The organism is Enterobacter sp. Res13-Sevr-PEC09-46, from assembly GCF_015672585.1.
Lineage (GTDB): Bacteria > Pseudomonadota > Gammaproteobacteria > Enterobacterales > Enterobacteriaceae > Enterobacter > Enterobacter hormaechei_C.
Window position 1 is genome coordinate 84,457 of the sequence record NZ_JADABR010000010.1, and the last position, 23,934, is coordinate 108,390.

A 23,934-nucleotide genomic window follows, 5' to 3' on the forward strand; every position below is an offset into this window, starting at 1 on the left:
TTACATCAAGCGTTGATAAAGGTCGCGGTAGGACTGCGCCGCAACGTGCCAGCCAAAGTCCATGGACATCGCCTGACGTTGTACGTAACGCCACAGGGATGGACGGGACCACAAGACGAAAGCACGCCGGATCGCCCGAAGCAGCGACCAGGCATTACTGTCCTCGAAAACAAACCCGCTGGCGATACCGTCCGCCAGGTTTTCGAGGGAGCTATCAGACACCGTATCCGCCAGCCCGCCCGTGCGGCGTACCAGCGGCAACGTGCCGTATTTCAGACCATAGAGCTGCGTCAGGCCGCAGGGCTCGAAGCGGCTCGGCACCAGAATCACGTCCGCGCCGCCCATGATGCGGTGCGAGAACGCTTCGTGATAGCCAATCTGCACGCCCACCTGCCCCGGATGTTCCGCCGCGGCCGCAAGGAAACCTTCCTGCAATACCGGGTCGCCCGCGCCGAGCAGCGCCAGCTGGCCGCCCTGCTCCAGTAATCCCGGCAGCGCTTCCAGCACCAGATCCAGCCCTTTCTGGCTGGTCAGGCGGCTGACCACCGCAAACAGCGGCACCTTGTCGTTGACCTTCAGCCCCATCGCAATCTGTAGCTGGCGCTTGTTCTCCGCTTTGTCCTCCACGGAGTCGCGACCATAGCGCGCCGCCAGCAGGAGGTCCGTTTCCGGATTCCAGATCTGTTCATCCACGCCGTTCAGAATGCCCGACAGGCGACCTTCACGGTGGCGCTGTTGCAGCAGCCCTTCCATACCGTAACCGAACTCCGGCTGGGTAATTTCCCGCGCGTAGGTTGGGCTGACCGCCGTGATGTGGTCGGCGTAGTACAGACCCGCCTTCAGGAACGAAATCTGTCCGTTAAACTCCAGTCCGTGCATGTTAAAGAACGACCATGGCAGATCGATGTCATTCATATGATGCGCGTAATACATGCCCTGATACGCCAGGTTGTGCACCGTAAACACCGATTTGGCCGGGTGCCCCTTCGCCGCCAGATACGCAGGAGCCAGCCCCGCATGCCAGTCATGCGCGTGCACCACGTTCGGACGCCAGAACGGATCCAGTCCGACGGCCATTTCCGCCCCCACCCAGCCGAGCAGGGCAAAGCGCATCACGTTATCGGTATAGGCGTACAGGTTGGTATCGTGATACGGGCTGCCGGGTCGATCGTATAAATGCGGGGCATCAATCAGGTAAATCCCTACGCCATTGTAATGTCCAAACAGCAGGGTGATACGTCCCGCGAAGGTCTCGCGACGGGTAACAACCTTTGCATCGGGAATACCGCGCCGGATATCCGGAAAAGCGGGCAACAACACGCGGGTATCCACCCCTCCGGCGATTTGCGCCGCTGGTAATGCACCAAGAACATCCGCCAGGCCGCCCGTTTTTAACAACGGGAACATCTCAGAACATACGTGTAAAACCTGCATCATCGCTCCTGTTTGATTTGCAGCTTCCGCAACATTTCCCGTGTTACTAACACGATCCCCTCTTCCGAACGGTAGAAACGACGCGCATCTTCTTCCGCGTTTTCCCCAATCACCATCCCTTCGGGAATGATGCAGGCACGATCGATAACGCAGCGACGCAGACGACATGAGCGTCCTACCCAGACATCCGGCAGCAGAACTGCCGAATCGATATTACAGAATGAGTTTATACGCACGCGCGGGAACAGCACGGACTGCACCACCACCGAACCGGAGATAATGCAACCGCCAGAGACCAGCGAGTTGAGCGTCATGCCGTGGCTGCCGGAGCGATCCTGAACGAACTTCGCCGGCGGCAACGATTCCATATGCGTGCGAATCGGCCAGTTCTGGTCGTACATATCCAGCTCAGGCGTGACGGACGCCAGATCGAGGTTGGCTTTCCAGTACGCTTCCAGCGTTCCCACATCGCGCCAGTAAGGCTCCGCATTCGGATCGGACTGCACGCAGGACAGCGGGAAGGGATGCGCATACGCCATGCCAGCTTTGGTGATTTTCGGGATGATGTCTTTACCGAAGTCGTGGCTGGAGTTTTCGTCTTTGTCGTCCTCTTCCAGCAGTTCATAAAGGTAATCGGCATCAAAGACATAGATCCCCATGCTGGCGAGCGATTTGGTGTCGTCGCCCGGCATGGTTGGCGGGTTCGCCGGTTTTTCGACAAAGTCGATAATCTTGTCGTCGCCATCTACATGCATCACGCCAAACGCGGTTGCTTCCGCAACAGGCACCGGCAGACACGCCACGGTGCAGCGCGCCCCTTTTTCGACGTGGTCGATTAGCATGTGGGAGTAATCTTGCTTGTAGATGTGGTCCCCGGCGAGGATAACGATGTATTCCGCGTTGTAGCGACGAATGATGTCGAGGTTCTGGGTCACGGCATCCGCCGTGCCGCGGTACCAGTTCTCCCCATGAACGCGCTGCTGCGCCGGGAGCAGATCGACAAATTCGTTCATCTCTTCGCTGAAGAATGACCAGCCGCGCTGAATGTGCTGCACCAGCGTGTGCGACTGATACTGGGTAATGACGCCAATACGGCGAATGCCTGAGTTCAGGCAGTTGGAAAGTGCAAAATCGATAATACGGAACTTACCACCAAAGTGAACGGCCGGTTTGGCGCGCTTGATGGTCAAATCTTTCAGACGGGTACCACGCCCGCCCGCGAGTATCAGGGCAACTGTTTTTAATGGTAGCTGGCGCGCCAACATTAACGGATCGTTCTTCTCTAATCTAACCATGACTAACTCCTTTTTTATCATCTTTGGAATACGCACACTCCGTGCGCAGGCCCGTGCCAGACAGCCATAACAACCGGATTATCCGCTCCGGCAAAGGGAGGAATGGCTCGCCATTCCCCGTCAGGTAAAACAATCTCTGCGACGTCATCCGTCGCGTTCAGCGTCACCAGCCACGCATCCGAAAGCAGGATTTGCAGACAGGGTATGCCGTGTTGCCACTCTTGCGCGCTTAACGGTTGCGCGTCTTTATTCAGCCAGCGAACGTTTCCGTCGCCCTCTTCCCACCAGCGGTCGGCGGTGAGCGCGGGGATGCGCTGGCGAAGATGGATCAGCGCCGCGGTGAAATGGGTCAGCCCGCTGTTCGCCTCTCCCCAGTCGAGCCAGGTCAGGGTGTTGTCCTGGCAATAGGCGTTGTTGTTGCCGTGCTGGCTGTGGCCGTGCTCATCGCCCGCCAGCAGCATCGGCGTGCCCTGCGACAACAAAAGCGTCGTCAGCAGCGCATGAACGCTGGCGCGTCGCCGCTCGATCACATCCAGACTTCCGCCTAACCCTTCTATACCATGGTTGAAGCTATGGTTATTGTTAGTCCCATCGCGATTCTCCTCGCCGTTTGCCTCATTGTGTTTCTGATTGAAACAAACGCAGTCGCGCAGCGTAAAACCGTCGTGTGCCGTCAGCAGGTTAATGGTGGCCGACGGACGTTTGCCGTCACGCTTGAAGAGATCGCTGGAGCCGGCAAAGCGACCGGCAAACTCCCCCAGCGACAGATCGCGCGTCAGCCAGAAGCGGCGGATGGCATCGCGGAAGTGGTCGTTCCACTCGGCAAACAGCGGCGGGAAATTCCCCACCTGATAACCGCCCTCTCCGATGTCCCAGGGCTCCGCGATCAGCTTAACCTTTGAGAGCACCGGGCAGTTTTTGATGGCCTCAAACAGCGGCGCCTGCTGGCTGAACGCCGGGGTGCGCCCCATCACCGGCGCCAGGTCGAAGCGAAAACCGTCCACGTGGAACGTCTCAACCCAGTATTTCAGGCACTCGTACGCGTAATGCGTAACGGCCGGATGACTGAGGTTGAGGGTGTTACCGCACCCGGTCCAGTTCTCGTAATCGCCGTCGTCCCTGATCCAATAATAGCTACGGTTATCGATTCCGCGCTGTGAGAGCGTCGGGCCGTCAAGATCGCTTTCCGCACTGTGGTTCAGCACCACGTCCAGAATGACCTCGATACCCGCCGCGTGAAGCGCCTTCACCGCATCGCGAAACTCATCCCGTGCCTTCTCCGGCTGCACCGCGTAGCGCGGGTCGAGGGCGAACATCGCCAGCGGGTTGTAGCCCCAGTAGTTGCTTAACCCAAGACGCTGTAGCCGCGGCTCGCTGGCGAAATGCGCCACGGGCAACAGCTCCAGCGCGGTGATCCCTAAGTGCTTCAGGTACGCGACCATCGTCGGATGCCCAAGCGCTTTGTAGGTGCCGCGCATCTCTTTAGGGATTGACGGGTGCAGATATGTCAGCCCTTTAACGTGGGCTTCATAAATAACGGTGTTGCCCCACGGCGTGCGCGGCGGGGCATCGTCTTCCCAGTCGTAGAGATCGTGCACCACCACGCTTTTGGGCGCGACGGGCGCGCTGTCGCGGTGGTCAGGTTCGCCGTAGCCAACGTGGAACAGCGAGTCATCTTTAAACTCACCGTCCACGCGGTGCGCGCACGGGTCAATCAGCAGCTTCGCCGGGTTAAACCAGTGCCCCTGAGAGGGCTCCCAGGGGCCGTGTACGCGAAAACCGTAGTGCATCCCCGGCCGTCCTCCGGCCAGGTAGCCATGCCAGGTATCCCCTGTGCGCGCCGGTAAATCGTAACGGTGCTCGTTACCTTCCCCGTCAAACACACAGAGTTCCACCCGCTCCGCATGGGCGGAAAAGAGCGTGAAGTTCACCCCCTTTCCGTCAAAACTCGCCCCGAGCGGTTCGGGTTTACCTGCCGTAAGCTGCGTCATTCACCCTCCCGCACCAGCCAGATTGTGCCAAGCGGCGGCAGCGTCAGGCTCAGGGAGTTCGGACGGCCGTGGCTTTCAATGGCATCGCTCTGCACCAGGCCACCGTTACCCGCGTTGCTGCCGTGGTAGTGCATGGAGTCGGTATTGAGAATTTCGCGCCATTTGCCCGGCTGGTTAATGCCGAAGCGGTAGTGTTCGCGCGGCACCGGCGTGAAGTTGCTGGCGACAATGATCTCGTTACCCGCCTTGTCGCGGCGCACAAAGACAAACACCGAGCGCTCGTGGTCGTCCACCACCAGCCACTCAAAGCCGTACGGATCGAAGTCCAGCTCGTGCAGCGCTTTGTGGTGGCGATAGGTCAGGTTCAGGTCACGGACCAGACGCTGTACGCCGTGGTGCCAGTTGTCCGCACCTTCCAGCAGATGCCAGTCAAGGCTGCTATCGTGGTTCCATTCGCGGCCCTGAGCGAACTCGTTGCCCATAAACAGCAGCTTTTTACCCGGGAAAGCAAACAGCCAGCCGTAGTAAGCGCGCAGGTTGGCAAACTTCTGCCACGCGTCCCCCGGCATGCGGTCGAGAATGGATTTCTTGCCGTGCACCACTTCATCGTGCGACAGCGGCAGCATGAAGTTTTCGGTGTAGTTATAGAGCAACCCGAAGGTGAGCTTATCGTGGTGATACTGACGATAAACCGGGTCGAGCTTCATGTAGTCGAGCGTGTCGTGCATCCAGCCGAGGTTCCATTTGTACCAGAAGCCCAGACCACCCATTGCCGGTGGACGGGAAACGCCCGGGAAGTCGGTGGACTCTTCCGCCATGGTCACGGCGCCTTCCACCTGCTCGCCGATAATGCGGTTGGTGTTGCGCAGAAACTCAATCGCTTCGAGGTTTTCACGGCCACCATACTCGTTCGGGATCCACTCCCCCTCTTTGCGGCTGTAGTCGCGGTAGATCATCGACGCCACCGCATCCACGCGCAGGGCATCAATGCCGAAGCGCTCGATCCAGTACAGCGCGTTCCCGACCAGGTAGTTCGATACTTCACGGCGACCGTAGTTGTAGATCAGCGTGTTCCAGTCCTGGTGATAGCCTTCGCGCGGGTCGCTGTGCTCGTACAGCTTTGTGCCGTCGAACTCTGCCAGCGCAAAATCATCCGACGGGAAGTGGCCCGGCACCCAGTCGAGGATCACGTTCAGCCCGGCGGCGTGCGCGGCATCGATGAAATAGCGGAAGTCATCGCGCGTGCCGAAGCGGCGCGTGGGCGCATACAGCCCGGTTGGCTGATAGCCCCAGCTGCCGTCAAATGGGTGTTCGTTGATCGGCAGCAGCTCCAGATGGGTAAAGCCCATCCATTTGGCGTACGGCACCAGCTGGTCCGCCAGCTCGCGATAGCTCAGCCAGAAGTTGTTATCGGTGTGGCGACGCCACGAGCCGAGATGCACTTCATAGACGGAGATTGGCGCATCAAAGCGGTTGGCCTGCTTGCGCTCCTCACTCTGGACAACCTTCTCCGGCAGGCCGCAAATCAGCGAGGCGGTATTCGGGCGTAGCTCTGCCTCAAAGGCGTACGGGTCAGATTTAATGCGCAGCTTGCCGTTGGCATCGATCATCTCGAATTTGTAGAGCTGACCGTTGTGCGCGCCGGGGATAAACAGCTCCCAGATGCCGGTTTCCCGGCGCAGACGCATGGGGTGACGACGACCGTCCCAGTAGTTGAACTGCCCGACGACGGAGACGCGCTGGGCGTTTGGCGCCCATACGGCAAAACGCGTGCCGGTGATACCGTCCATGGTATCTGCATGGGCACCCAGCGTTTCGTAGGGGCGTAAATGGGTCCCTTCGGACAGCAGCCAGGCGTCCATCTCTTTTAAGAGCGGGCCGAAGCTATAGGGATCGTCAATCAGGTTTTGCTGACCGTGCCAGATAACGGCAAGCTGATAACGAAAAGGATTTTTACGGCGGGGCATGACGCCCGAGAAGAAGCCACGCGAGTCGAGGCATTTCAGATTACCTACCTTGCGGCCGGTTTTGGGTTCGATAACCCACACTTCTGTTGCATCCGGTAACAGCGCCCGAACTTCCAGTCCGGCCTCTGTACGGTGCATCCCTAGCACAGAAAAGGGGTCGGCAAAGTGACCCGCAATAAGCGCATTAATCACGTCTCTCGAAATACGATCGGACATGGTGTTCATCCTGTTTTTTTATGTCGCCCTTTTTACGCGCTCCGGGACGACTTTTAATGTGACCTAAACGGTGCAGTTAATCCTCTCTGCTCCGCCCTACCCTCAGGTGAGAAATAAATCTTCCTTAAAGCATAGCCAACGTCGTGGGTCCTCCTGATAAAAAATAAGACATCTGCGTTTTACTCCATGTAGTACGCAAAAAAAGGGGGTGACAATCACCCCCCGTGTTTAACAAATTATTACGCCAGCTGGCGCAGCATACGGCGCAGCGGCTCGGCTGCACCCCACAGCAGCTGATCGCCAACGGTGAACGCGGAGAGGTACTCCGGCCCCATGTTCAGCTTGCGCAGACGACCAACCGGGGTGGTCAGCGTGCCGGTAACGGCTGCCGGGGTCAGTTCGCGCATGGTGATATCGCGATCGTTTGGCACCACTTTCGCCCACGGGTTGTGTGCGGCCAGCAGCTCTTCCACGGTCGGAATAGACACATCTTTTTTCAGTTTAATGGTAAAGGCCTGGCTGTGGCAGCGCAGCGCGCCGATACGCACGCACAGACCGTCAACCGGAATGGTGTTCGCGGTGCCGAGGATTTTGTTGGTCTCAGCCTGGCCCTTCCACTCTTCGCGGGTCTGGCCGTTATCCAGCTGTTTGTCGATCCACGGGATCAGGCCACCGGCCAGCGGTACGCCAAAGTTATCCACCGGCAGCTCGCCGCTGCGGGTGAGCTGAGTGACTTTACGCTCGATGTCGAGGATGGCGGACGCCGGGTCTGCCAGCTCGGCAGCGACGCTCTGGTGCAGCTGGCCCATCTGGGTCAGCAGCTCACGCATATGACGCGCGCCGCCGCCGGAGGCCGCCTGGTAGGTCGCCACGGAGACCCACTCCACCAGATCCTGTGCGAACAGGCCGCCGAGGGACATCAGCATCAGGCTGACGGTGCAGTTACCGCCAACAAAGGTTTTCACGCCGTTGTTCAGGCCGTCGGTGATGACGCTCTGGTTAACCGGGTCAAGAATAATGATGGCATCGTCTTTCATGCGAAGCGAAGAGGCCGCATCAATCCAGTAGCCCTGCCAGCCGCTTTCACGCAGCTTCGGATAGATTTCGTTGGTATAATCGCCGCCCTGGCAGGTCACAATAATGTCGAGTGCCTTCAGCGCTTCCAGGTCGTAAGCATCCTGCAACGTGCCTGTGGTACCCCCAAAGGACGGTGCAGCCTGGCCGAGCTGGGAAGTGGAGAAGAAGACCGGGCGGATGGCGTCGAAATCGCGCTCTTCAACCATGCGTTGCATGAGAACAGAGCCGACCATACCGCGCCAGCCGATAAAACCAACGTTTTTCATAGCATTTTTTTCCTGCAAGGGGTGTGTGCTGATTGTGCAAGCCAGTATTGAACTGGGATATGCTTCACATTACAAAATGCTGCCAAAGTCGCAAGCGAAATTAATCGATGATTGCCCGGCAATCAGAAAAAGTGCTAATCATCGCAATGACCACAATAAGTATCAGGGATAATTTAAGATGAGTGAAATCATTTCCGCAGCGGTTTTATTGATCCTGATTATGGATCCGCTCGGTAATCTGCCGATCTTCATGTCGGTGCTGAAGCATACCGAGCCGAAGCGCCGCCGGGCGATCATGATCCGCGAGCTGCTCATCGCCCTGCTGGTGATGTTTATCTTCCTGTTCGCCGGGGAAAAAATCCTCGCTTTCCTGAACTTACGCGCCGAAACGGTCTCCATTTCCGGCGGGATCATTTTGTTCCTGATTGCTATTAAGATGATTTTCCCGAGCGCGGAGGGCAGCAGCAGCGGCCTGCCTGCGGGTGAAGAGCCGTTTATCGTGCCGCTGGCAATTCCGCTGGTCGCCGGGCCAACGATTCTGGCGACGCTGATGCTGCTGTCGCATCAGTATCCGAATCAGATGAGCCATCTGGTGATTGCCCTGCTGATCGCCTGGGGCGGGACGTTTATTATCCTGTTGCAGTCGTCGCTGTTCCTGCGCCTGCTGGGTGAGAAAGGGGTAAACGCCCTGGAGCGCCTGATGGGGCTGATTCTGGTGATGATGGCAACGCAGATGTTCCTGGACGGGATCCGGGCATGGATGAAAGGGTAGGTAAAAGCAAAACGGTAATCTTAGATTGCCGTTTTTAGTGTTTGCCCCCTCTCCCCGTGGGAGAGGGCCGGGGTGAGGGCATCAGGCCGCACCCTAAAATAATATTTCGTTTTGCGAGCCGCCTTCCAGAGCCTCTCTTGCCACTCCGCCCCCAACGCAGTATCTTCTTGCCGCGCCTGCAAAATCAGGCGTCAGGGTTGGTCCCCTGTTATCCTCATCCGCGATGAATCTCTTTTTATCGCGCAGTCAGTTACACTTCAATGGTGGGCTGGACGGTGGCGCCGCAAGGCGCGCCGGTAGCTGATGAGGCCGGTAGGACCAACTCCGTTCAGTCCATCACCAGTGAGGTTGGTCCCTCCAAAGATGGTCAACTCAACTCATTAGAGGCTGTCTTATGACTACTCCCCCTAACTTTTCTCACACTTTATTTACTACCCCGTTCGATCACACTACCGATTTCACCGAACTGGCAGACAACTGCGAGCGATTCGTAGACGTGCTGGTTGAATGTGACGATTCAGCACAAAAGATGGCGCTATGCGGACGGCTTTCCGCCTGCCTCGCCCTGCTCCAGCCCACGCTGCTTGAACCTGTTCCGGAATATCTAAAAGCCAGCCTGACGGTGGATGACCTGCCGCTGGACGTGCCGGTCTTCGAGCCGGAAGTGGATCAGTTAGGACGGTATTGCCAGTTGCTAACGCAAATGCTGTTGGCTCGAACGCTCTCGGCGAGCGATGAAAGAGTCGCAGGAGATTTGTTGCAGGATTTAGTGGGGTTTTACAGTGATACGCTGAAAGCGCCGCGCTGGTTGCGCACAAAGGAAGGCATCGTGCCGCTGTAAAAAAGCCGGGTGGCGCTTACGCTTACCCGGCCTACGGGACCTGAGGTTTTTGTAGGTCGGGTAAGGCGAAGCCGCCACCCGACAAAATACGCCCTCTGCGGCCTGATGCCCTCACCCCAGCCCTCTCCCACGGGGAGAGGGAGAAAACCGGGATTAGCTCAGCAGCGTAAACGCAATCATCCCGACAACCGCACCCGTCGTGCCGAGGATGGTTTCCATCAGCGTCCAGGTTTTCAGGGTTTGCGCTTCGGTTGCGCCGGTAAATTTACCGAACAGCCAGAAGCCCGCGTCGTTCACGTGAGAAACCACAATCGAGCCACCCGCGATACAGATAGAGAGCGCCGCCATCTGCGCACCGGAGTAGTTCAGCTGTTCAATCACCGGCATCACCAGACCCACGGCGGTTAAGCACGCTACGGTCGCGGAGCCCTGAATGATACGTACCGCCGCGGCCAGCACGAAACAGGTGACTGCAATCGGCAGCCCCATCCCGGTCAGCGCTTCGCCCAGCGCCGGACCAACGCCGGAATCCACCAGCACCTGCTTAAACACGCCGCCCGCCCCGATCACCAGCAGGATAATCCCCGCCGGTTGCAGCGCGGCACCACAGATCTCCATCACGCGGTCTTTCGGCATGCCCTGACGCATCGCCAGGCCGTAAATTGCTACCAGACACGCCACCAGGATCGCGGTGAACGGATGACCAATAAATTCGAACCATTCGTAAGCGGTTGATCCCACCGGCACAAAGCGCGCAGCGATGGTTTTCAGGCCCACCAGCACCAGCGGCAGCAGGATCAGCGACAGGCTGAAGCCGAAGGACGGCATTTTGCCCTCGCCCAGGTGCGGCTCGGAGATGTCATCCGGAATGTGCAGCTCAACGTAACGGCTGATGAAGTTGCCCCACAGCGGACCGGCGATAATCATCCCCGGAATTGCCGCGCACAGGCCAATCAGGATCATCCAGCCAAAGTCAGCATGCATCTGGGAGGCCAGCAGCATCGGCGCAGGCCCCGGCAGCAGGAACGCCGCCGCCGCCGCCACGCCCGCAAACAGCGGAATGACCAGCTTCACGAGGTTGGTACCAGTATGCCGCGCCATGGAGAACGCCACGCTAATCAGCAGCACAACGGCCACTTCAAAGAACAGCGGCAGCGCGCAAATCAGACCGGCCAGACCAATCGCGTAGTGCGCACGGCTGTGCCCGAAGGATTTCAGCATCTTGACCGCAATCTGATCGACCGCGCCCGTCTCGTGCAAAATCTTGCCAAACATCGCGCCCAGCGCCACCACAATGGCCAGGAAGCCGAGCGTGCCGCCCATCCCTTTTTCCATCGTCGCCGCGATTTTGTCGAGCGGCATACCGGAAAAGAGACCGGCACCAATAGAAACCACCATCAAAGCCACAAAGGCGTGCATACGCGCCTTCATCACTAAAAACAGCAGCAGCAATACGGAACCCACTGCTGTCAAAACTAGCGTTAATGTACTCAAAACTTACTGCCTTTTATTAATAACCTCGATGGTGCTGGCAACAACACCTTCCAGCGGCTGATCGATATCAACCACTAAGACATCCTGTTCGTCAGCTCCCGGCTCCTGCAACGCTTCGAACTGCGTTACCAGCATCTGGGTTTTGAAGAAGTGGCCTTTACGCGCCTTCAGGCGGCTTTCAATCACCCCGAAATCACCTTTCAGGTAGATGAAAGAGAGGTTCGGGTTGCCGTCGCGCAGCAGGTCGCGATAGGTTTTTTTCAGTGCGGAACAGACGATCAGGGAGACTTTATTGGTGCGCTGCATCGCGAACGCGGCGTCATTCAGCGCCTGCAACCATGGTTTGCGGTCGTCGTCGTTCAGCGGCTCGCCGGAAGCCATTTTCATGATGTTGCTGCGCGGATGGAGGAAGTCACCATCAAGAAACGCAGCCTGGAGTTGATGCGCCACTTCGCTCGCCACGGCAGATTTACCGCTACCGGACACGCCCATCAGGACGTAAACGTGGTGATCGTGATTAGTCGTGCTCAAAGGGTGTCCCTCAGTCAATTGTTACGGGTAACAGTTATCGGTAACATTGTCCTGCCGGGGCATATGAGAAGCAATATCCAAACGTGCGCGAAGTGAATAAGTGTGAGCTACTTCAAATTTGTCGGATTAAATAGATCCACCCGGTGACAAGGTGAAACCTAAATCTAACATTTTCGGGGTAACTGCCTCACCACGAATGCGCGCCAGCAGGCGTTCTGCGCCAATGCGGCCCATGCGTTCACGCGGGGTCAGGACGCTCGCCAGACGCGGCTCCATCACCTGGCCAATGTCGTGGCCGTGGAAGCCGGCAATCGCCATATCATCCGGGATTTTTAAACCCAGACGCTGGCACTCAAACGCGGCGCCGACCGCGAGGTCATCGTTGGTGCAGAAAATACCGTCCAGTTGCGGATACTCACGTCGCGCCTGACGCATCAGCTCAATACCCGACGTGTAAGAAGAAGATTGCTCCACCATCACGCTGTACGGGGTCAAACCAGCGTCGAGCATCGCCTGCTCGTATCCCTTCTGTTTGATGATAGTACGTTCATCTAGACGCGCACCCAGATAGGCCACATGGCGATGACCGCGGGCGATGATCGCCGCCGTCATCTGACGCGCCGCTTCAAAGTTATCGAACCCCACGGCGATGTCGAGGCACGGCGACTGGCTGTCCATCAGTTCCACCACCGGAATGCCTGCCACTTCAATCATTTTCAGCGTGCGCGGGGTGTGAGTACGTTCCGTTAAAATCAGGCCGTCAATGTTCCAGGAAAGCATCGATTCAAGACGTTCCTCTTCCAGTTCCGGCTTGTACCCGTAGTGGGCGAGCATGGTCTGATAGCCAAACGCATCGGTGACGCTTTCAATGCCACGCAGCACTTCGGCGAATACCTGGTTGGTTAAGGAAGGAAGCAGGACGCCCACCGCACGGCTGGTCGCATTGGAGAGAATATCGGGCGCGCGGTTGGGGATATAACCCAGTTCATCAAGGGCGGCGGCAATCTTGCCACGCAACGCCACGGAAACCTGTTCCGGGTTACGTAAAAAACGGCTGACCGTCATTTTGGTCACACCGACGCGATCGGCGACATCCTGAAGTACGGGGCGTTTCTTTTTCATCGTCCTGAGAAATCTTGAAGTGAGAGATTTGCTCAGTTTATCACGGACAAAGCTCAACCTTCCCCGTTTAAAGGGAAGGTTGAGAAATTATTTAGACCGGCGGCAGGTCAAACAGCAGAATTTCACTTTCGCTGTCGGCATGCACGGAGAGCGCCTGCTCATCCCAGACTGCCAGGCCATCGGCGGTTGTCGCTTTGGTGCCGTTGATGGACACTTCACCTTTCACCACCTGGATCCACACGCGGCGGTTAGCGGCAATCTGGTGTACAGACTGTTCATCTTTCGCCAGCGCCCAGCGGTACAGCTCCATATCCTGATGCACTTTCAGGGAACCTTCACGCGCATCCGGGGACAGCACCAGCTGTTTGCCCTGTTTCGCGTCGAAGCGGCGCTGCTCGTAGCGTGGCGTGATGCCGGTCTCTTCTGGAATGATCCAGATTTGATACAGGTGCAGTTTTTCCGTTTTGCTCGGGTTGTACTCAGAGTGACGCACCCCGGTACCCGCGCTCATAATCTGGAACTCGCCCGCCGGAACCTGCTCTTTGTTGCCCATGCTGTCCTGGTGCTCAACCGCCCCTTCCAGCACATAGGTCAAGATTTCCATGTCTTTGTGCGGGTGGGTACCGAAGCCCTGGCCTGCATCAATCACGTCGTCGTTAATCACGCGCAGTGCGGAGAAGCCCATAAAGTTCGGGTCGTAGTAGTCGGCAAACGAGAATGAATGCCATGAGTCCAGCCAGCCATGATTCGCGTGACCACGTTCGTTTGCTTTGCGTAAGTAGATCATTGTTTTCACCCTCAGTTCGTTTCGATGGAGTAAGTGTGGACGCAAACGCCCTGGGATCATAGAGGGTGAAAATTGACTCCTCTGTTCAAAAATTTAGAACAAGCGCAGAGGAGCCATTTTTGCTTATTTTGCGAGGGTTACCGTGGCAGGAGAAGCCTGCTCAAAGGCCCGTTCAAGGATTTCCAGGTTGGTCAGAACGTCAGATTCCTTGACATAATTCGGCGCGCCGGTGGCGAGGGTGTCATACAGCGCATCGTAGACGCGTCCATAGTCGCCCGTTTCCGGCTTCAGCTCTTCCCTGACCGTCAGGCCCTCGTCGTTCACGTACTCCAGCACGCCCACGGAATCATCTGCCGCAAAGCCCGGTTCACCCGGCATGATATTGGCCTTCAGGCTGGTCTCCTGTTGGTCAATACCGTACTTGATAAAGGAGCCTTTCTTGCCGTGAACGATAAATTTCGGGTAGTCGATTTTCACCAGATGGCTGGTTTTTACGATGGCTTTCAGGTCGCCGTAGAACAGCTGCGCTTCAAAGGTATCGTCCGGGTTGGCCTTATTGCGCAGGCTGCGGATGTCATACGCCACGTGGTCCGGGCGGCCAAACAAGGAGATGATCTGGTCCATGGTGTGCACACCGAGACCGTAGAAAGATCCGTCCTGCGGCAGTCCGGGCTGGGTTTCCGCCACCGGGCGGTAGTAATCGAAGTGGCTTTCGATTTCCACGATCTCGCCGAGTTTGCCGCTTTCAATTGCCTTTTTTGCCGTCAGGAAGCAGCTGTCAAAGCGACGGTTCTGGTACGGCGTGACGGTCAGCCCTTTGCTTTTCGCCAGCGCGAACAGCTCCTTCGCTTCGGCGATGGTCGGGGTGAACGGCTTTTCCACCAGCACGTTTTTACCCGCTTCCAGCGCGCGTTTCGCGTAGTCAAAGTGGCTGTCAGCGTGGGTACAGACCACCACCAGCTTCACCTGCGGGTCGTTAAGCACCTCATCAAGATCGCTGGTGAAATGAATATGGGAATACTGCGGAGACTGCTCTTCTGGCTTCGCGCGGCGGCGATAGATATGGGCCACGTGCCAGGTCTCTTTTCGGTTAAGAACATACGGAAGGTGGTAACGCGTGGTGCTTTTGCCAAATCCAATAAATGCACAATGTAGTGTCATGGCTCAGTCCTTTTGGAAGGTTACTGAGTCTAACCATAACAAAAAAAAAGCCAGCGAGAAGCTGGCTAAAGTAATACTGGAAGCAATGTGAGCAATGTCGTGCTTTCAGGTTCCCGTAGGAGGTCTTCCTGAATGCAGAGCAATAATAATCATTCTCATTCGCACTTGTCCAACACTTTTTGCAAAAAATAGCGATTGACTCAACTTTTAAAGTCACTGATGTTGGAGGGGACTTTTAACTGACTGAGGAACAAGGAATGAGTGGGATAGTGATACGCCACGCTGAACCGAAAGATTACGACGCCATTCTTCAGATCCACGCCCAGCCGGAGGTGTACCACAACACGCTACAGGTTCCTCATCCTTCAATGGAAATGTGGCAAATGCGGCTAGGCGAACAGCCGGGCATTAAACAGCTGGTTGCCTGCATTGATGATATCGTGGTCGGCCACCTCACCATTGATGTCGCCCAGCGCCACGCCGCAGCCACGTTGCAGATTTCGGTATCTGCGTTGGCGCGCAGTGGCATAACCGCGGCGTGGCCAGCGCACTGATTCGCACCATGATCGATATGTGCGACAACTGGCTGCGCGTCGACCGCATCGAGTTAACGGTGTTTGTGGATAACGAACCGGCAATCGCGGTGTACAAAAAGCACGGGTTTGAGATTGAAGGCACCGGCAGGCGCTACGCCCTGCGCAACGGCGAGTATGTGGATGCGTATTATATGGCGCGTATGAAGTAGTTTGTTGCCGGGTGGCGGCTTCGCCTTACCCGGCCTACGTTCGTGCCGTTGTAGGCCCGGTAAGCGCAGCGCCACCGGGCAAAAAAATCAATACCCCGCCGTTAAATCATCCACCGAACGCGGGTCCGATGCGCCAAACAGCGCCCCGTCCGGCCCGACCATAATGCTCTGGGTGCTGCCCATCGCCTCCTTCACCGCCACCTTCTGCCCGCGCTGCTCAAGCAGCTTGAGGGTGTCCGGGCTAAAGCCCTTCTCCACGCGCAGCTCGTCCGGCAGCCACTGGTGGTGGAAACGCGGCGCATTGGTCGCTTCGGCGACGTTCATCCCAAAGTCGATACTGTTCACCACCATTTGCAGCACGGTTGTGATAATCCGGCTCCCGCCAGGGCTGCCGGTCACCAGCCAGGTTTTGCCGTCTTTCACCACGATGGTGGGCGACATGGACGACAGCGGGCGCTTCTTCGGCCCGACCGCATTCGCATCGCCGCCGACCAGGCCGTAGACGTTCGGCACGCCCGGTTTGGCAGAGAAGTCATCCATCTCGTTGTTCAGCAAAATGCCGCTGTTGCCCGCCACAATCCCGGTGCCGAAAGTGGTGTTAAGCGTGTAGGTCACCGCCACCGCGTTACCGTCTTTATCCACCACCGAGAAATGGGTGGTCTGGTTACTTTCATACGGCGCCAGCTTGCCGGGGCGGATCTCGCTCGACGGCTTCGCCTTGTTGATGTCGATCTCGTCGGCAATCGATTTGGCATAGGCTTTGTTGGTCAGCGCCTGCCACGGCACCTTCACGAAGTCCGGATCGCCAAGGTATTCCGAGCGGTCAGCGTAGGCGCGCTTCTCCGCCTCCGCCATCACCTGCATGGCATCGGCGCTACCGAAGCCGAACTTGTGCATATCGAAGTTTTCCAGAATATTGAGGATCTGCACGATGTGAATCCCCCCGGAGGACGGCGGCGGCATGGAGAAGACCTCGTAGCCGCGATAGGTGCCGCTGATCGGCTCGCGCTCCACCGCCTTATATTCCGCCAGATCCGCTTTGGTGATCAGCCCGCCGTTCTTCTGCATCTCATCGGCAATCTGATCGGCAATCGGCCCCTTATAGAAGGCGTCCGGACCGTTTTCAGCAATCAGTTCGAGACTTTTTGCGAGATTCTTCTGCACCAGCTTATCGCCCTTCTTCAGCGGCTCGCCGTCTTTCCAGAAGATAGCCTTGCTGTTCTCATGATTGGGAATAACTTCGCTGCCGTAGGTTTTGAGGTCGTCCGCCAGCGCGTCGTTGACGACGAAGCCGTCGCGCGCCAGCTTGATGGCAGGCTGCACCACTTTATTCAGAGGCAGCGTGCCGTATTTTTCCAGCGCCAGCGAGAACCCCGCAACGGTGCCCGGCGTGCCGGAGGCAAGGTGCGAGGTCAGAGATTTTTTACTGTCCGGATTGCCCTGATCGTCGAGGAACATATCTCGGGAGGCCTGATTCGGCGCCATCTCACGGAAGTCGATGGCCGTGGTTTTACCGTCTTTGGTGCGCAGCATCATAAACCCGCCGCCGCCCAGGTTCCCCGCCTGTGGATGCGTCACCGCCAGCGCATATCCCACCGCGACCGCCGCATCCACCGCGTTACCGCCCTGCTTAAGAATATCGACGCCCACCTGCGTTGCCAGCGCGTCAACCGAGGCCACCATGCCGTGCGTCGCCCGCACGGGGTGAAAAACATCCTCCTCCACGCCGTAAGAGACCGGTGGAGCGGCGGGCGGGTTGGCCGCTACGGTAAATGTGCCGCCTGCCATCAGCGCAGCGATGGCGACCCAGCGCAAAAAGGTTGGTTTCATCATTATTGTTCTCCAGGTGAAGGGGTCCATATTCCCCGCTTAAGCCTGGTTCACAACTCTTAAAAAATCATCGTTATGCCGGAATCAGGGTAAACTTAAGAGAAGCCTCAAAGGAGGAGATAACCATGAAACGATTACTGATCCTGACCGCGCTGCTTCCGTTCGCCGCGCTCGCACAGCCAATCAACACCCTGAACAACCCGAACCAGCCGGGCTACGTCATTCCGAGCCAGCAGCGTATGCAGACGGAGATGATGAGCCAGCAACAGCAGCAGAAAGGGATGCTCAATCAGCAGTTAAAGACGCAGACCCAGGTGCAGCAGCAGCACCTGCAAAACCAGATGAATACCAACACCCAGCGCGTGCAGCAGGGCCAGATGCGGGAGCAGCCGCTGCCAAACTCAAACGGTGGGATGTTAGGGGGCGGGGTGTCGCAAAGCAGCGGTCAGCAGCAAATGCTGCCGACCCAGCAGAACGGCAGTATGCTTAATAAATAAAGTTCGGCCCGATCTGGTCAATCGCATCGGTACAGATGCTGTCCACGCCCCAGCGCAGCAGCTCGGCTGCACGCTGGGGTTTATTGACGGTATACACCAGGATATGCAGACCGGCCTCCTTCAACAGCGTCACGCGCACTTCATCCAGCAGCTTATGGTTGAGGTGGATCGACACGCAGCCTAAGCCAGTCGTCAGCGCGCGCCAGTCTTCTCGCCACTCATCCAGCAGCAGCCCGCGCGGCAACTCCGGTACGGCAGCCTGTGCGGCTTCCAGCGCGTCGATGTCAAACGACGACAACAGCGGCGGGGTCATCCCTTCCCACAGCTCGCGCGCGGCGAGGGCAATCACTTTACCCGTCAGCGGCCCGGTGCCGGTGGTCGGTTTGATTTCGATGTTGGCCATCATGCCGTGTTGACGACAGCGGTCCGCCACTTCCGCCAGCAGCGGCAGCGGTTCGCCTTTAAATTCGCCGCTGTACCAGCTGCCGGCGTCCACCTTCAGCAGGTCACGCCACGGCAGTTCACCTGCCACGCCCCAGCCGTTGCTGGTGCGTTCGAGGTTGTCGTCGTGCAGCAGGAAAATTTCGCCGTCCTTCGACAGCTTGGCGTCGAATTCGATCATCGTGTGGCCGTAGCGCGCGCCAACGTCAATTGCCGCCAGGGTGTTTTCCGGCGCCAGTTTACCGCCGCCCCGGTGGGCGACGATGTGGGGGTAAGGCCAGTTGCTCATACTCGTTGTCCTGTTTCACCGTCAAATAAGTGCAGGTGATTTTCCGGCATATGCAGCCACAGCGTGCTGCCTGCCATCGGGCGCTCCTGATGCGGCAGGCGCACCACCAGCTTTTGCTCGCCCCAGCGCCCGTGCGCCAGGTTGTCTGCGCCCAGCATCTCCAGCGTATCCATCACCAGCGGCACGCCGCCGTCCGCCTGAGACGTCAAACCAATATGCTCCGGGCGGATACCGAGCGTCATCTTACGCCCGGCGTAGCCACGATAGTACCAGTTGATCGGCAACGCCATCCCGCTTTCCAGCTCGAAGTGGGTTCCCGCCGCATTGATCCGCCCGTCCAGCAGGTTCATCGCCGGGCTGCCGATAAAGCTCGCCACAAAACGGCTGGCCGGTTTTTCGTAGACCTCCACCGGGGTGCCAATCTGCTCGGCGATGCCTTTGTTCATCACCATCACGCGCTGGGCGAGGGTCATGGCTTCAACCTGATCGTGAGTCACATAGAGGGACGTGGTTTTCAGGCGGCGATGCAGCTGCTGTAGCTCAAGGCGCATCTGCACGCGCAGTTTGGCGTCGAGGTTTGACAGCGGTTCGTCGAACAGGAATACCGCCGGGTCGCGCACGATGGCGCGCCCCATCGCCACGCGCTGACGCTGGCCGCCGGAGAGCTCGCGCGGGCGGCGCTTAAGCAGGCCGTCAAGTTCCAGAATGCGCGCGGCTTCTTTTACGCGCTCGTCGATATGACCTTTGCCCATACCGCGAATTTTCAGCCCCCAGGCCATGTTCTCTTCCACGCTCATGTGCGGATAGAGGGCATAGTTCTGGAACACCATCGCGATGCCGCGATCTTTGGGCTCCATCTCGGTGACGCGCTGGCGGTCAATCCAGATATCCCCGGACGTTACGCGCTCCAGCCCGGCCACCATACGCAGCAGGGTGGATTTTCCGCAGCCGGACGGGCCGACCATCACGATAAATTCCCCGTCCGCCACGTCGAGCGTCAGCGGCTGAATGACCTGGGTTTTACCGTCCCAGCTTTTGGTAACTGCCTGTAATTTTAAACCTGCCATCTTATTTCTCGCTATCGACCAGGCCGCGGACAAACGCGCGCTGCATGGCTAAAACAATGACTACGGGTGGGATAAGGGTGAGCAGCATCGCCGCCATCACCTGGTTCCAGAGGGTGGTGCCTTCGCCGGTGGCGATCATGCCTTTGATGCCTGCCACGGCGGTGCCGAGGTTGACGTCCTGAACGATCAGCAACGGCCACAGATACTGGTTCCAGCCGTAGATAAAGGTGATCACAAACAGCGCCGCGAGGTTGGTTTTCGACAGCGGCAGCACGATGTCGCGGAAGAAGCGCATCGGCGAGGCCCCGTCGATGCGCGCGGCTTCAATCAGCTCGTCCGGCAGAGTCATAAAGAACTGGCGGAACAGGAAGGTGGCGGTCGCCGAGGCCATCAGCGGCAGGGTTAAGCCCGCGTAGCTATCGAGCATCTTCAGGTTGGCGATCACTTCCACCGTCGGGAAGATACGCACCTCTACCGGCAGCATCAGGGTGATGAAAATCATCCAGAAAAACAGGTTACGCAGCGGAAAGCGGAACCAGACGATGGCGAACGCTGAGAGCATCGACACCGTAATTTTGCCGACGGTGATGCCAAACGCCATGATGAAGCTGTTGAGCATCATCAGCCAGAACGGCGCGCTGTTGGCGCCCACGCCCTGGGTCCAGATGGTCTTCATGTTCTCGAAAAGATGCCCGCCTGGGATCAGCGTCATCGGCGTGTCGAACACCGCTTTGGTGTCCAGCGTGGCGGCGACGAAGGCCACGTACAGTGGGAACAGGATGACGATAATCCCTAAAATCAGCATGGTATGGCTGAAAATCGTCAGCCCGCGACGGTTCTCAATCATTGGTAGCGCACCTTACTTTCGACATAGCGGAACTGCACCACCGTGAGGATGATGACGAGGAACATCAGCACCACCGACTGCGCGGCAGAAGCGGAGAGATCCAACCCCGCAAAGCCTTCGCGGTAGATCTTGTAGATCAGCGTCGTTGTCGCCTGCACCGGACCGCCTGCGGTCGCCGCGTCGATCACCGGGAAGGTATCGAAGAAGGCGTACACGAGGTTAACCACCAGCAGGAAGAAACTCACCGGGGCGATCAGCGGCAGCGACAGGCGGAAGAAGCGGCGCACCGGCCCTGCGCCGTCGATGGCGGCGGCCTCCACCAGCGAACGCGGGATAGACTGTAGCGCGGCAAAGAAAAACAGGAAGTTATAGCTGATCTGCTTCCACACCGAGGCGAACACCACCAGGAACATCGCCTGACCGCTTTTCTGAGCGTGGTTCCAGTCGTAGCCAAACTCGCCCAGGAAGTGGGTAATCAGCCCGCGCCCTGGGTTAAACAGGAAGATCCACAGCACGGCGGCCACGGCAGGAGCCACGGCGTAGGGCAGCAGCATCAGGGTCTGATACAGACGGCTGCCGCGCACCACGTAATCCACCAGCGCGGCGAAAAACAGCGACGCGACAAGACCGCTCACGGTGACCAGCGCACTGAATTTGATCGTCGTCCAGAAGGAGTCCAGGTAGTAGCTGTCGTGGAACAGCGCGGTAAAGTTGTCCAGCCCGACAAACTGGCTGGAAAGCCCGAACGGATCGACGCTTTGTACCGAGTACCACAGCGCTTCGCCCGCAGGCCAGATAAAGAAGATAACGGTGATGACCAGCTGCGGTGCGACCAACAGGTACGGCAGCCAGCGGGAACGGAACACCGGACGGGATGAGGACATTGAGATTAGGTTCCTGAACAATGCCGGGTGGCGGCTACGCCTTACCCGGCCTACATGGGGCACGTCGTAGGCCCGGTAAGCGCAGCGCCACCGGGCATTTTTTTACGATTTGGTCGACTGCTCAAAGCGGCGCAGCAGCTGATTCCCGCGCTCTACCGCAGAGTCCAGCGCCTGCTGTGGCGTTTTCTTTCCGGTCCACACGCTTTCCAGTTCTTCATCGACGATGGTGCGGATCTGCGGCATGTTGCCCAGACGCAGGCCCTTGGTGAACGGCAACGGCGGCTTGTTCAGCATCTGGCGCGTCGCGATGTCTGCGCCCGGGTTCTTGCTGTAGAAGCCCTGCTCGCGGGTCAGGTCGTACGCGGCTTTGGTGATCGGCAGATAGCCGGTCTTCTGGTGCCACTCGGCGGCGTTTTCCGGCTTCGCCAGGAAGTCGAGGAACTCGGCCACGCCTTTGTAGGTGCCGTTGTCTTTACCCTGCATCACCCACAGGCTCGCCCCGCCGATGATAGCGTTTTGCGGCGCGCCTTTAACGTCAGCGTCGTACGGCATCATGCCCACGCCGTAGTTGAATTTGGCATAGTGACGTATATCCGCCAGCGAGCCGGACGAGGCGGTAGTAATGGCACAGTCGCCGTTGTAGAACTTCTCGGTGGATTCGTCTTTACGCCCGAAGTAGCTGAAGTCGCCCTTCTTGTCGAGTGCTTCCAGCAGCGCGATGTGCTTCACCTGCTCCGGCTTGTTGAACTCCAGCACCGCGTCGGTACCGTCGAAGCCGTTATTTTGGGTGGCAACCGGCAGCCCGTGCCAGGCGCTGAAGTTTTCAATCTGGATCCAGCCCTGCCAGCCGCTGGCGTAGCCGCACTTCATCCCCGCCGCTTTCAGCTTCGCGGTGTACTCCGCCAGATCCTGCCAGGTTTTTGGCGGCTGCTCCGGATCTAAACCGGCTTTTTTGAAGGCGTCTTTGTTGTAATACAGCACCGGCGTGGAGCTGTTAAACGGCTGAGAAAGCAGGTGGCCGGTTTTGGAATCGGTGTAGTAACCCGCTACGGTCGGTACGAACTGGGATTCGTCAAAGTTAATGCCCGCCTCTTTGAACACCTCGTACACCGGCTTGATGGCTTTGGAGGCCATCATGGTGGCGGTGCCCACTTCATAAACCTGTAACAGCGCAGGCGCGTTACCGGTACGGAAGGCGGCGATGCCCGCGCTCAGGCTCTGCTCGTAGTTGCCTTTGTACACCGGCACAATTTTGTAATCCGGGTGGGTGTCGTTGAAACGCTGCGCCAGGGAGTCAACCTCTTTACCCAACTCCCCTTCCATGGAATGCCAGAACGGAATGGTGATCACAGCCATTGCGTTCGTCGCAAAAGCCAGACCCAGTGCCAGACCCAAAGCTGTGTGTCGTAACGATGTCATTGTCATCTCTCTTATTGTGCCGGATGCGCGATATCACGCGTTTTATGCTCGCGAGGTAACATGACATGCTCGAATGACAGAAAAATAACTGTTTGTTTACAGATAAGTGACAGCCAGGCGTCAGGGGGATGATGGTTGTGTGAAGGGGGTTAATATGAAAAAAGCCGGGTGGCGGCTGCGCCTTACCCGGCCTACATGGTATCCGTAGGCCCGGTAAGCGTAAGCGCCACCGGGCAATACAGACGGCTCAGCCGCCCAGGTACGCACTCCGCACCGCCTCGTTCGCCAGCAGCGCGTCACCGGTATCGGAGAGCACCACGCGCCCGTTCTCCAGCACGTAGCCACGGTCGGCGAGCTTCAGCGCCTGGTTGGCGTTCTGCTCGACGAGGAAGATGGTCATCCCCTCTTTACGCAACTGCTCGATGGTGTCGAAGATCTGCTGGATAATGATCGGCGCAAGACCAAGCGACGGCTCGTCCAGCAGCAGCAGGCGCGGCTGGCTCATCAGCGCGCGGCCAATCGCCAGCATCTGCTGCTCGCCGCCGGACATGGTGCCCGCTCGCTGAATACGACGCTCCCACAGGCGCGGGAAGAGTTCGTACACCCACTTGATGCGGGTCTGGAATTCATCCCGATGGGCGAAGAAACCGCCCATCGCCAGGTTCTCTTCCACCGTCATGCGGGAGAATACGCGGCGCCCTTCCGGGACAATCGCCACCGCTTCACGCATGATCTTAGCCGTCTGCCAGTCGGTAATATCTTTGCCGTCAAACACAATCCGCCCGCTGGTGGCGCGCGGGTCGCCGCACAGGGTGCCGAGCAGCGTGGTTTTACCCGCGCCGTTGGCGCCAATCAGGGTGACGATTTCGCCCTGATTGATGTGCAGGCTGACGTCGTGCAGCGCCTGGATCTTGCCGTAGTGCGCGTTGACCTTGTCGAACGTTAACATCGCTTTTTCCAT

General features: G+C 58.1%; 20 protein-coding genes and 1 pseudogene. 4 read left to right on the forward strand and 17 right to left on the reverse strand.

Annotated features, from left to right (window positions below; translation table 11 throughout):
* The 5 genes from glgA to asd all read right to left on the reverse strand — a co-directional run bounded on the left by glgA (nucleotide 1) and on the right by asd (nucleotide 8,246).
* Nucleotides 1–1,434: a glycogen synthase GlgA gene (glgA, locus tag IMQ56_RS05875; protein ID WP_017384140.1), complete on the reverse strand. Its 1,434-nt coding sequence runs from the start codon at nucleotides 1,432–1,434 to the stop codon at nucleotides 1–3.
* On the reverse strand, nucleotides 1,434–2,729 hold the full coding sequence (gene glgC, locus IMQ56_RS05880; protein WP_023295538.1) for a glucose-1-phosphate adenylyltransferase: 1,296 nt from the start codon (nucleotides 2,727–2,729) through the stop codon (nucleotides 1,434–1,436). The genes glgA and glgC overlap by 1 nt, the downstream gene beginning before the upstream one ends.
* Before the next feature lie 17 nt (nucleotides 2,730–2,746).
* Nucleotides 2,747–4,720 carry a glycogen debranching protein GlgX gene (gene glgX, locus IMQ56_RS05885; protein ID WP_017384138.1) on the reverse strand — a complete coding sequence of 658 codons (1,974 nt, stop codon included), beginning with the start codon at nucleotides 4,718–4,720 and terminating at the stop codon, nucleotides 2,747–2,749.
* Nucleotides 4,717–6,903: a 1,4-alpha-glucan branching enzyme gene (gene glgB, locus IMQ56_RS05890; protein WP_196063589.1), complete on the reverse strand. Its 2,187-nt coding sequence runs from the start codon at nucleotides 6,901–6,903 to the stop codon at nucleotides 4,717–4,719. The genes glgX and glgB overlap by 4 nt, the downstream gene beginning before the upstream one ends.
* A 239-nt stretch (nucleotides 6,904–7,142) precedes the next feature.
* Nucleotides 7,143–8,246: an aspartate-semialdehyde dehydrogenase gene (gene asd / locus IMQ56_RS05895; RefSeq protein ID WP_023304557.1), complete on the reverse strand. Its 1,104-nt coding sequence runs from the start codon at nucleotides 8,244–8,246 to the stop codon at nucleotides 7,143–7,145.
* 178 nt (nucleotides 8,247–8,424) lie between these two features.
* On the opposite strand from asd, the gene yhgN reads away from it, so the two are divergent.
* Nucleotides 8,425–9,018 carry an NAAT family transporter YhgN gene (gene yhgN, locus IMQ56_RS05900; RefSeq protein ID WP_003861574.1) on the forward strand — a complete coding sequence of 198 codons (594 nt, stop codon included), beginning with the start codon at nucleotides 8,425–8,427 and terminating at the stop codon, nucleotides 9,016–9,018.
* Between the two features lie 394 nt (nucleotides 9,019–9,412).
* On the forward strand, nucleotides 9,413–9,859 hold the full coding sequence (locus IMQ56_RS05905) for a hypothetical protein (RefSeq protein ID WP_032655370.1): 447 nt from the start codon (nucleotides 9,413–9,415) through the stop codon (nucleotides 9,857–9,859).
* A 153-nt stretch (nucleotides 9,860–10,012) separates the two neighbouring features.
* On the opposite strand, the gene gntU is transcribed toward IMQ56_RS05905, so the two are convergent.
* From gntU to IMQ56_RS05930, 5 genes are all read right to left on the reverse strand, one after another.
* On the reverse strand, nucleotides 10,013–11,353 hold the full coding sequence (gene gntU / locus IMQ56_RS05910) for a gluconate transporter (RefSeq protein ID WP_017693851.1): 1,341 nt from the start codon (nucleotides 11,351–11,353) through the stop codon (nucleotides 10,013–10,015).
* Between the two features lie 3 nt (nucleotides 11,354–11,356).
* Nucleotides 11,357–11,884, reverse strand: coding sequence for a gluconokinase (gntK, locus tag IMQ56_RS05915; protein ID WP_003861569.1), 528 nt, complete (start codon nucleotides 11,882–11,884; stop codon nucleotides 11,357–11,359).
* 126 nt (nucleotides 11,885–12,010) lie between these two features.
* Nucleotides 12,011–13,006 (reverse strand): gluconate operon transcriptional repressor GntR, encoded by a 996-nt coding sequence (gene gntR / locus IMQ56_RS05920; RefSeq protein ID WP_003861567.1) that lies wholly within the window; start codon nucleotides 13,004–13,006, stop codon nucleotides 12,011–12,013.
* A 91-nt stretch (nucleotides 13,007–13,097) separates the two neighbouring features.
* Entirely contained in the window at nucleotides 13,098–13,793 is a 696-nt protein-coding gene (locus IMQ56_RS05925) for a pirin family protein (RefSeq protein WP_003861565.1), read from the reverse strand.
* Nucleotides 13,794–13,916: 123 nt separating this feature from the next.
* Nucleotides 13,917–14,954 (reverse strand): oxidoreductase, encoded by a 1,038-nt coding sequence (locus IMQ56_RS05930; protein ID WP_045333876.1) that lies wholly within the window; start codon nucleotides 14,952–14,954, stop codon nucleotides 13,917–13,919.
* Between the two features lie 257 nt (nucleotides 14,955–15,211).
* On the opposite strand from IMQ56_RS05930, the pseudogene yhhY reads away from it, so the two are divergent.
* A pseudogene (gene yhhY / locus IMQ56_RS05935) lies at nucleotides 15,212–15,699 on the forward strand (N-acetyltransferase).
* An 87-nt stretch (nucleotides 15,700–15,786) separates the two neighbouring features.
* Here yhhY and ggt read toward each other — a convergent pair.
* Nucleotides 15,787–17,532 (reverse strand): gamma-glutamyltransferase, encoded by a 1,746-nt coding sequence (gene ggt / locus IMQ56_RS05940; protein WP_072134592.1) that lies wholly within the window; start codon nucleotides 17,530–17,532, stop codon nucleotides 15,787–15,789.
* 122 nt (nucleotides 17,533–17,654) lie between these two features.
* Here ggt and IMQ56_RS05945 point away from each other — a divergent pair, with 122 nt between their 5' ends.
* Nucleotides 17,655–18,026 (forward strand): DUF2756 family protein, encoded by a 372-nt coding sequence (locus IMQ56_RS05945; RefSeq protein ID WP_023295542.1) that lies wholly within the window; start codon nucleotides 17,655–17,657, stop codon nucleotides 18,024–18,026.
* On the opposite strand, the gene ugpQ is transcribed toward IMQ56_RS05945, so the two are convergent.
* The 6 genes from ugpQ to livF form a co-directional block, all read right to left on the reverse strand.
* On the reverse strand, nucleotides 18,016–18,756 hold the full coding sequence (gene ugpQ, locus IMQ56_RS05950) for a glycerophosphodiester phosphodiesterase (RefSeq protein ID WP_047736907.1): 741 nt from the start codon (nucleotides 18,754–18,756) through the stop codon (nucleotides 18,016–18,018). The genes IMQ56_RS05945 and ugpQ overlap by 11 nt on opposite strands.
* A complete protein-coding gene (locus IMQ56_RS05955) occupies nucleotides 18,753–19,823 on the reverse strand; it encodes a sn-glycerol-3-phosphate import ATP-binding protein UgpC (protein ID WP_047716452.1) in 1,071 nt (356 codons plus the stop codon). The genes ugpQ and IMQ56_RS05955 overlap by 4 nt, the downstream gene beginning before the upstream one ends.
* 1 nt (nucleotide 19,824) lies before the next feature.
* Nucleotides 19,825–20,670, reverse strand: coding sequence for a sn-glycerol-3-phosphate ABC transporter permease UgpE (gene ugpE / locus IMQ56_RS05960; protein ID WP_015571468.1), 846 nt, complete (start codon nucleotides 20,668–20,670; stop codon nucleotides 19,825–19,827).
* Entirely contained in the window at nucleotides 20,667–21,554 is an 888-nt protein-coding gene (ugpA, locus tag IMQ56_RS05965; protein WP_047726259.1) for a sn-glycerol-3-phosphate ABC transporter permease UgpA, read from the reverse strand. The genes ugpE and ugpA overlap by 4 nt, the downstream gene beginning before the upstream one ends.
* Nucleotides 21,555–21,656: 102 nt before the next feature.
* Nucleotides 21,657–22,973, reverse strand: coding sequence for a sn-glycerol-3-phosphate ABC transporter substrate-binding protein UgpB (gene ugpB, locus IMQ56_RS05970; protein ID WP_196063590.1), 1,317 nt, complete (start codon nucleotides 22,971–22,973; stop codon nucleotides 21,657–21,659).
* A 247-nt stretch (nucleotides 22,974–23,220) separates the two neighbouring features.
* On the reverse strand, nucleotides 23,221–23,934 hold the full coding sequence (gene livF, locus IMQ56_RS05975; protein WP_015571469.1) for a high-affinity branched-chain amino acid ABC transporter ATP-binding protein LivF: 714 nt from the start codon (nucleotides 23,932–23,934) through the stop codon (nucleotides 23,221–23,223).

Excerpts from the sequence above, each read along its gene's own strand:
- glgA (WP_017384140.1), bottom strand. The coding sequence starts at position 1,434 with ATGCAGGTTTTACACGTATGTTCTGAGATGTTCCCGTTGTTAAAAACG.
- glgC (WP_023295538.1), bottom strand. The coding sequence starts at position 2,729 with ATGGTTAGATTAGAGAAGAACGATCCGTTAATGTTGGCGCGCCAGCTA.
- glgX (WP_017384138.1), bottom strand. The coding sequence starts at position 4,720 with ATGACGCAGCTTACGGCAGGTAAACCCGAACCGCTCGGGGCGAGTTTT.
- glgB (WP_196063589.1), bottom strand. The coding sequence starts at position 6,903 with ATGTCCGATCGTATTTCGAGAGACGTGATTAATGCGCTTATTGCGGGT.
- asd (WP_023304557.1), bottom strand. The coding sequence starts at position 8,246 with ATGAAAAACGTTGGTTTTATCGGCTGGCGCGGTATGGTCGGCTCTGTT.
- yhgN (WP_003861574.1), top strand. The coding sequence starts at position 8,425 with ATGAGTGAAATCATTTCCGCAGCGGTTTTATTGATCCTGATTATGGAT.
- IMQ56_RS05905 (WP_032655370.1), top strand. The coding sequence starts at position 9,413 with ATGACTACTCCCCCTAACTTTTCTCACACTTTATTTACTACCCCGTTC.
- gntR (WP_003861567.1), bottom strand. The coding sequence starts at position 13,006 with ATGAAAAAGAAACGCCCCGTACTTCAGGATGTCGCCGATCGCGTCGGT.
- IMQ56_RS05925 (WP_003861565.1), bottom strand. The coding sequence starts at position 13,793 with ATGATCTACTTACGCAAAGCAAACGAACGTGGTCACGCGAATCATGGC.
- IMQ56_RS05930 (WP_045333876.1), bottom strand. The coding sequence starts at position 14,954 with ATGACACTACATTGTGCATTTATTGGATTTGGCAAAAGCACCACGCGT.
- ggt (WP_072134592.1), bottom strand. The coding sequence starts at position 17,532 with ATGATGAAACCAACCTTTTTGCGCTGGGTCGCCATCGCTGCGCTGATG.
- IMQ56_RS05945 (WP_023295542.1), top strand. The coding sequence starts at position 17,655 with ATGAAACGATTACTGATCCTGACCGCGCTGCTTCCGTTCGCCGCGCTC.
- ugpQ (WP_047736907.1), bottom strand. The coding sequence starts at position 18,756 with ATGAGCAACTGGCCTTACCCCCACATCGTCGCCCACCGGGGCGGCGGT.
- IMQ56_RS05955 (WP_047716452.1), bottom strand. The coding sequence starts at position 19,823 with ATGGCAGGTTTAAAATTACAGGCAGTTACCAAAAGCTGGGACGGTAAA.
- ugpE (WP_015571468.1), bottom strand. The coding sequence starts at position 20,670 with ATGATTGAGAACCGTCGCGGGCTGACGATTTTCAGCCATACCATGCTG.
- ugpA (WP_047726259.1), bottom strand. The coding sequence starts at position 21,554 with ATGTCCTCATCCCGTCCGGTGTTCCGTTCCCGCTGGCTGCCGTACCTG.
- ugpB (WP_196063590.1), bottom strand. The coding sequence starts at position 22,973 with ATGACATCGTTACGACACACAGCTTTGGGTCTGGCACTGGGTCTGGCT.
- livF (WP_015571469.1), bottom strand. The coding sequence starts at position 23,934 with ATGGAAAAAGCGATGTTAACGTTCGACAAGGTCAACGCGCACTACGGC.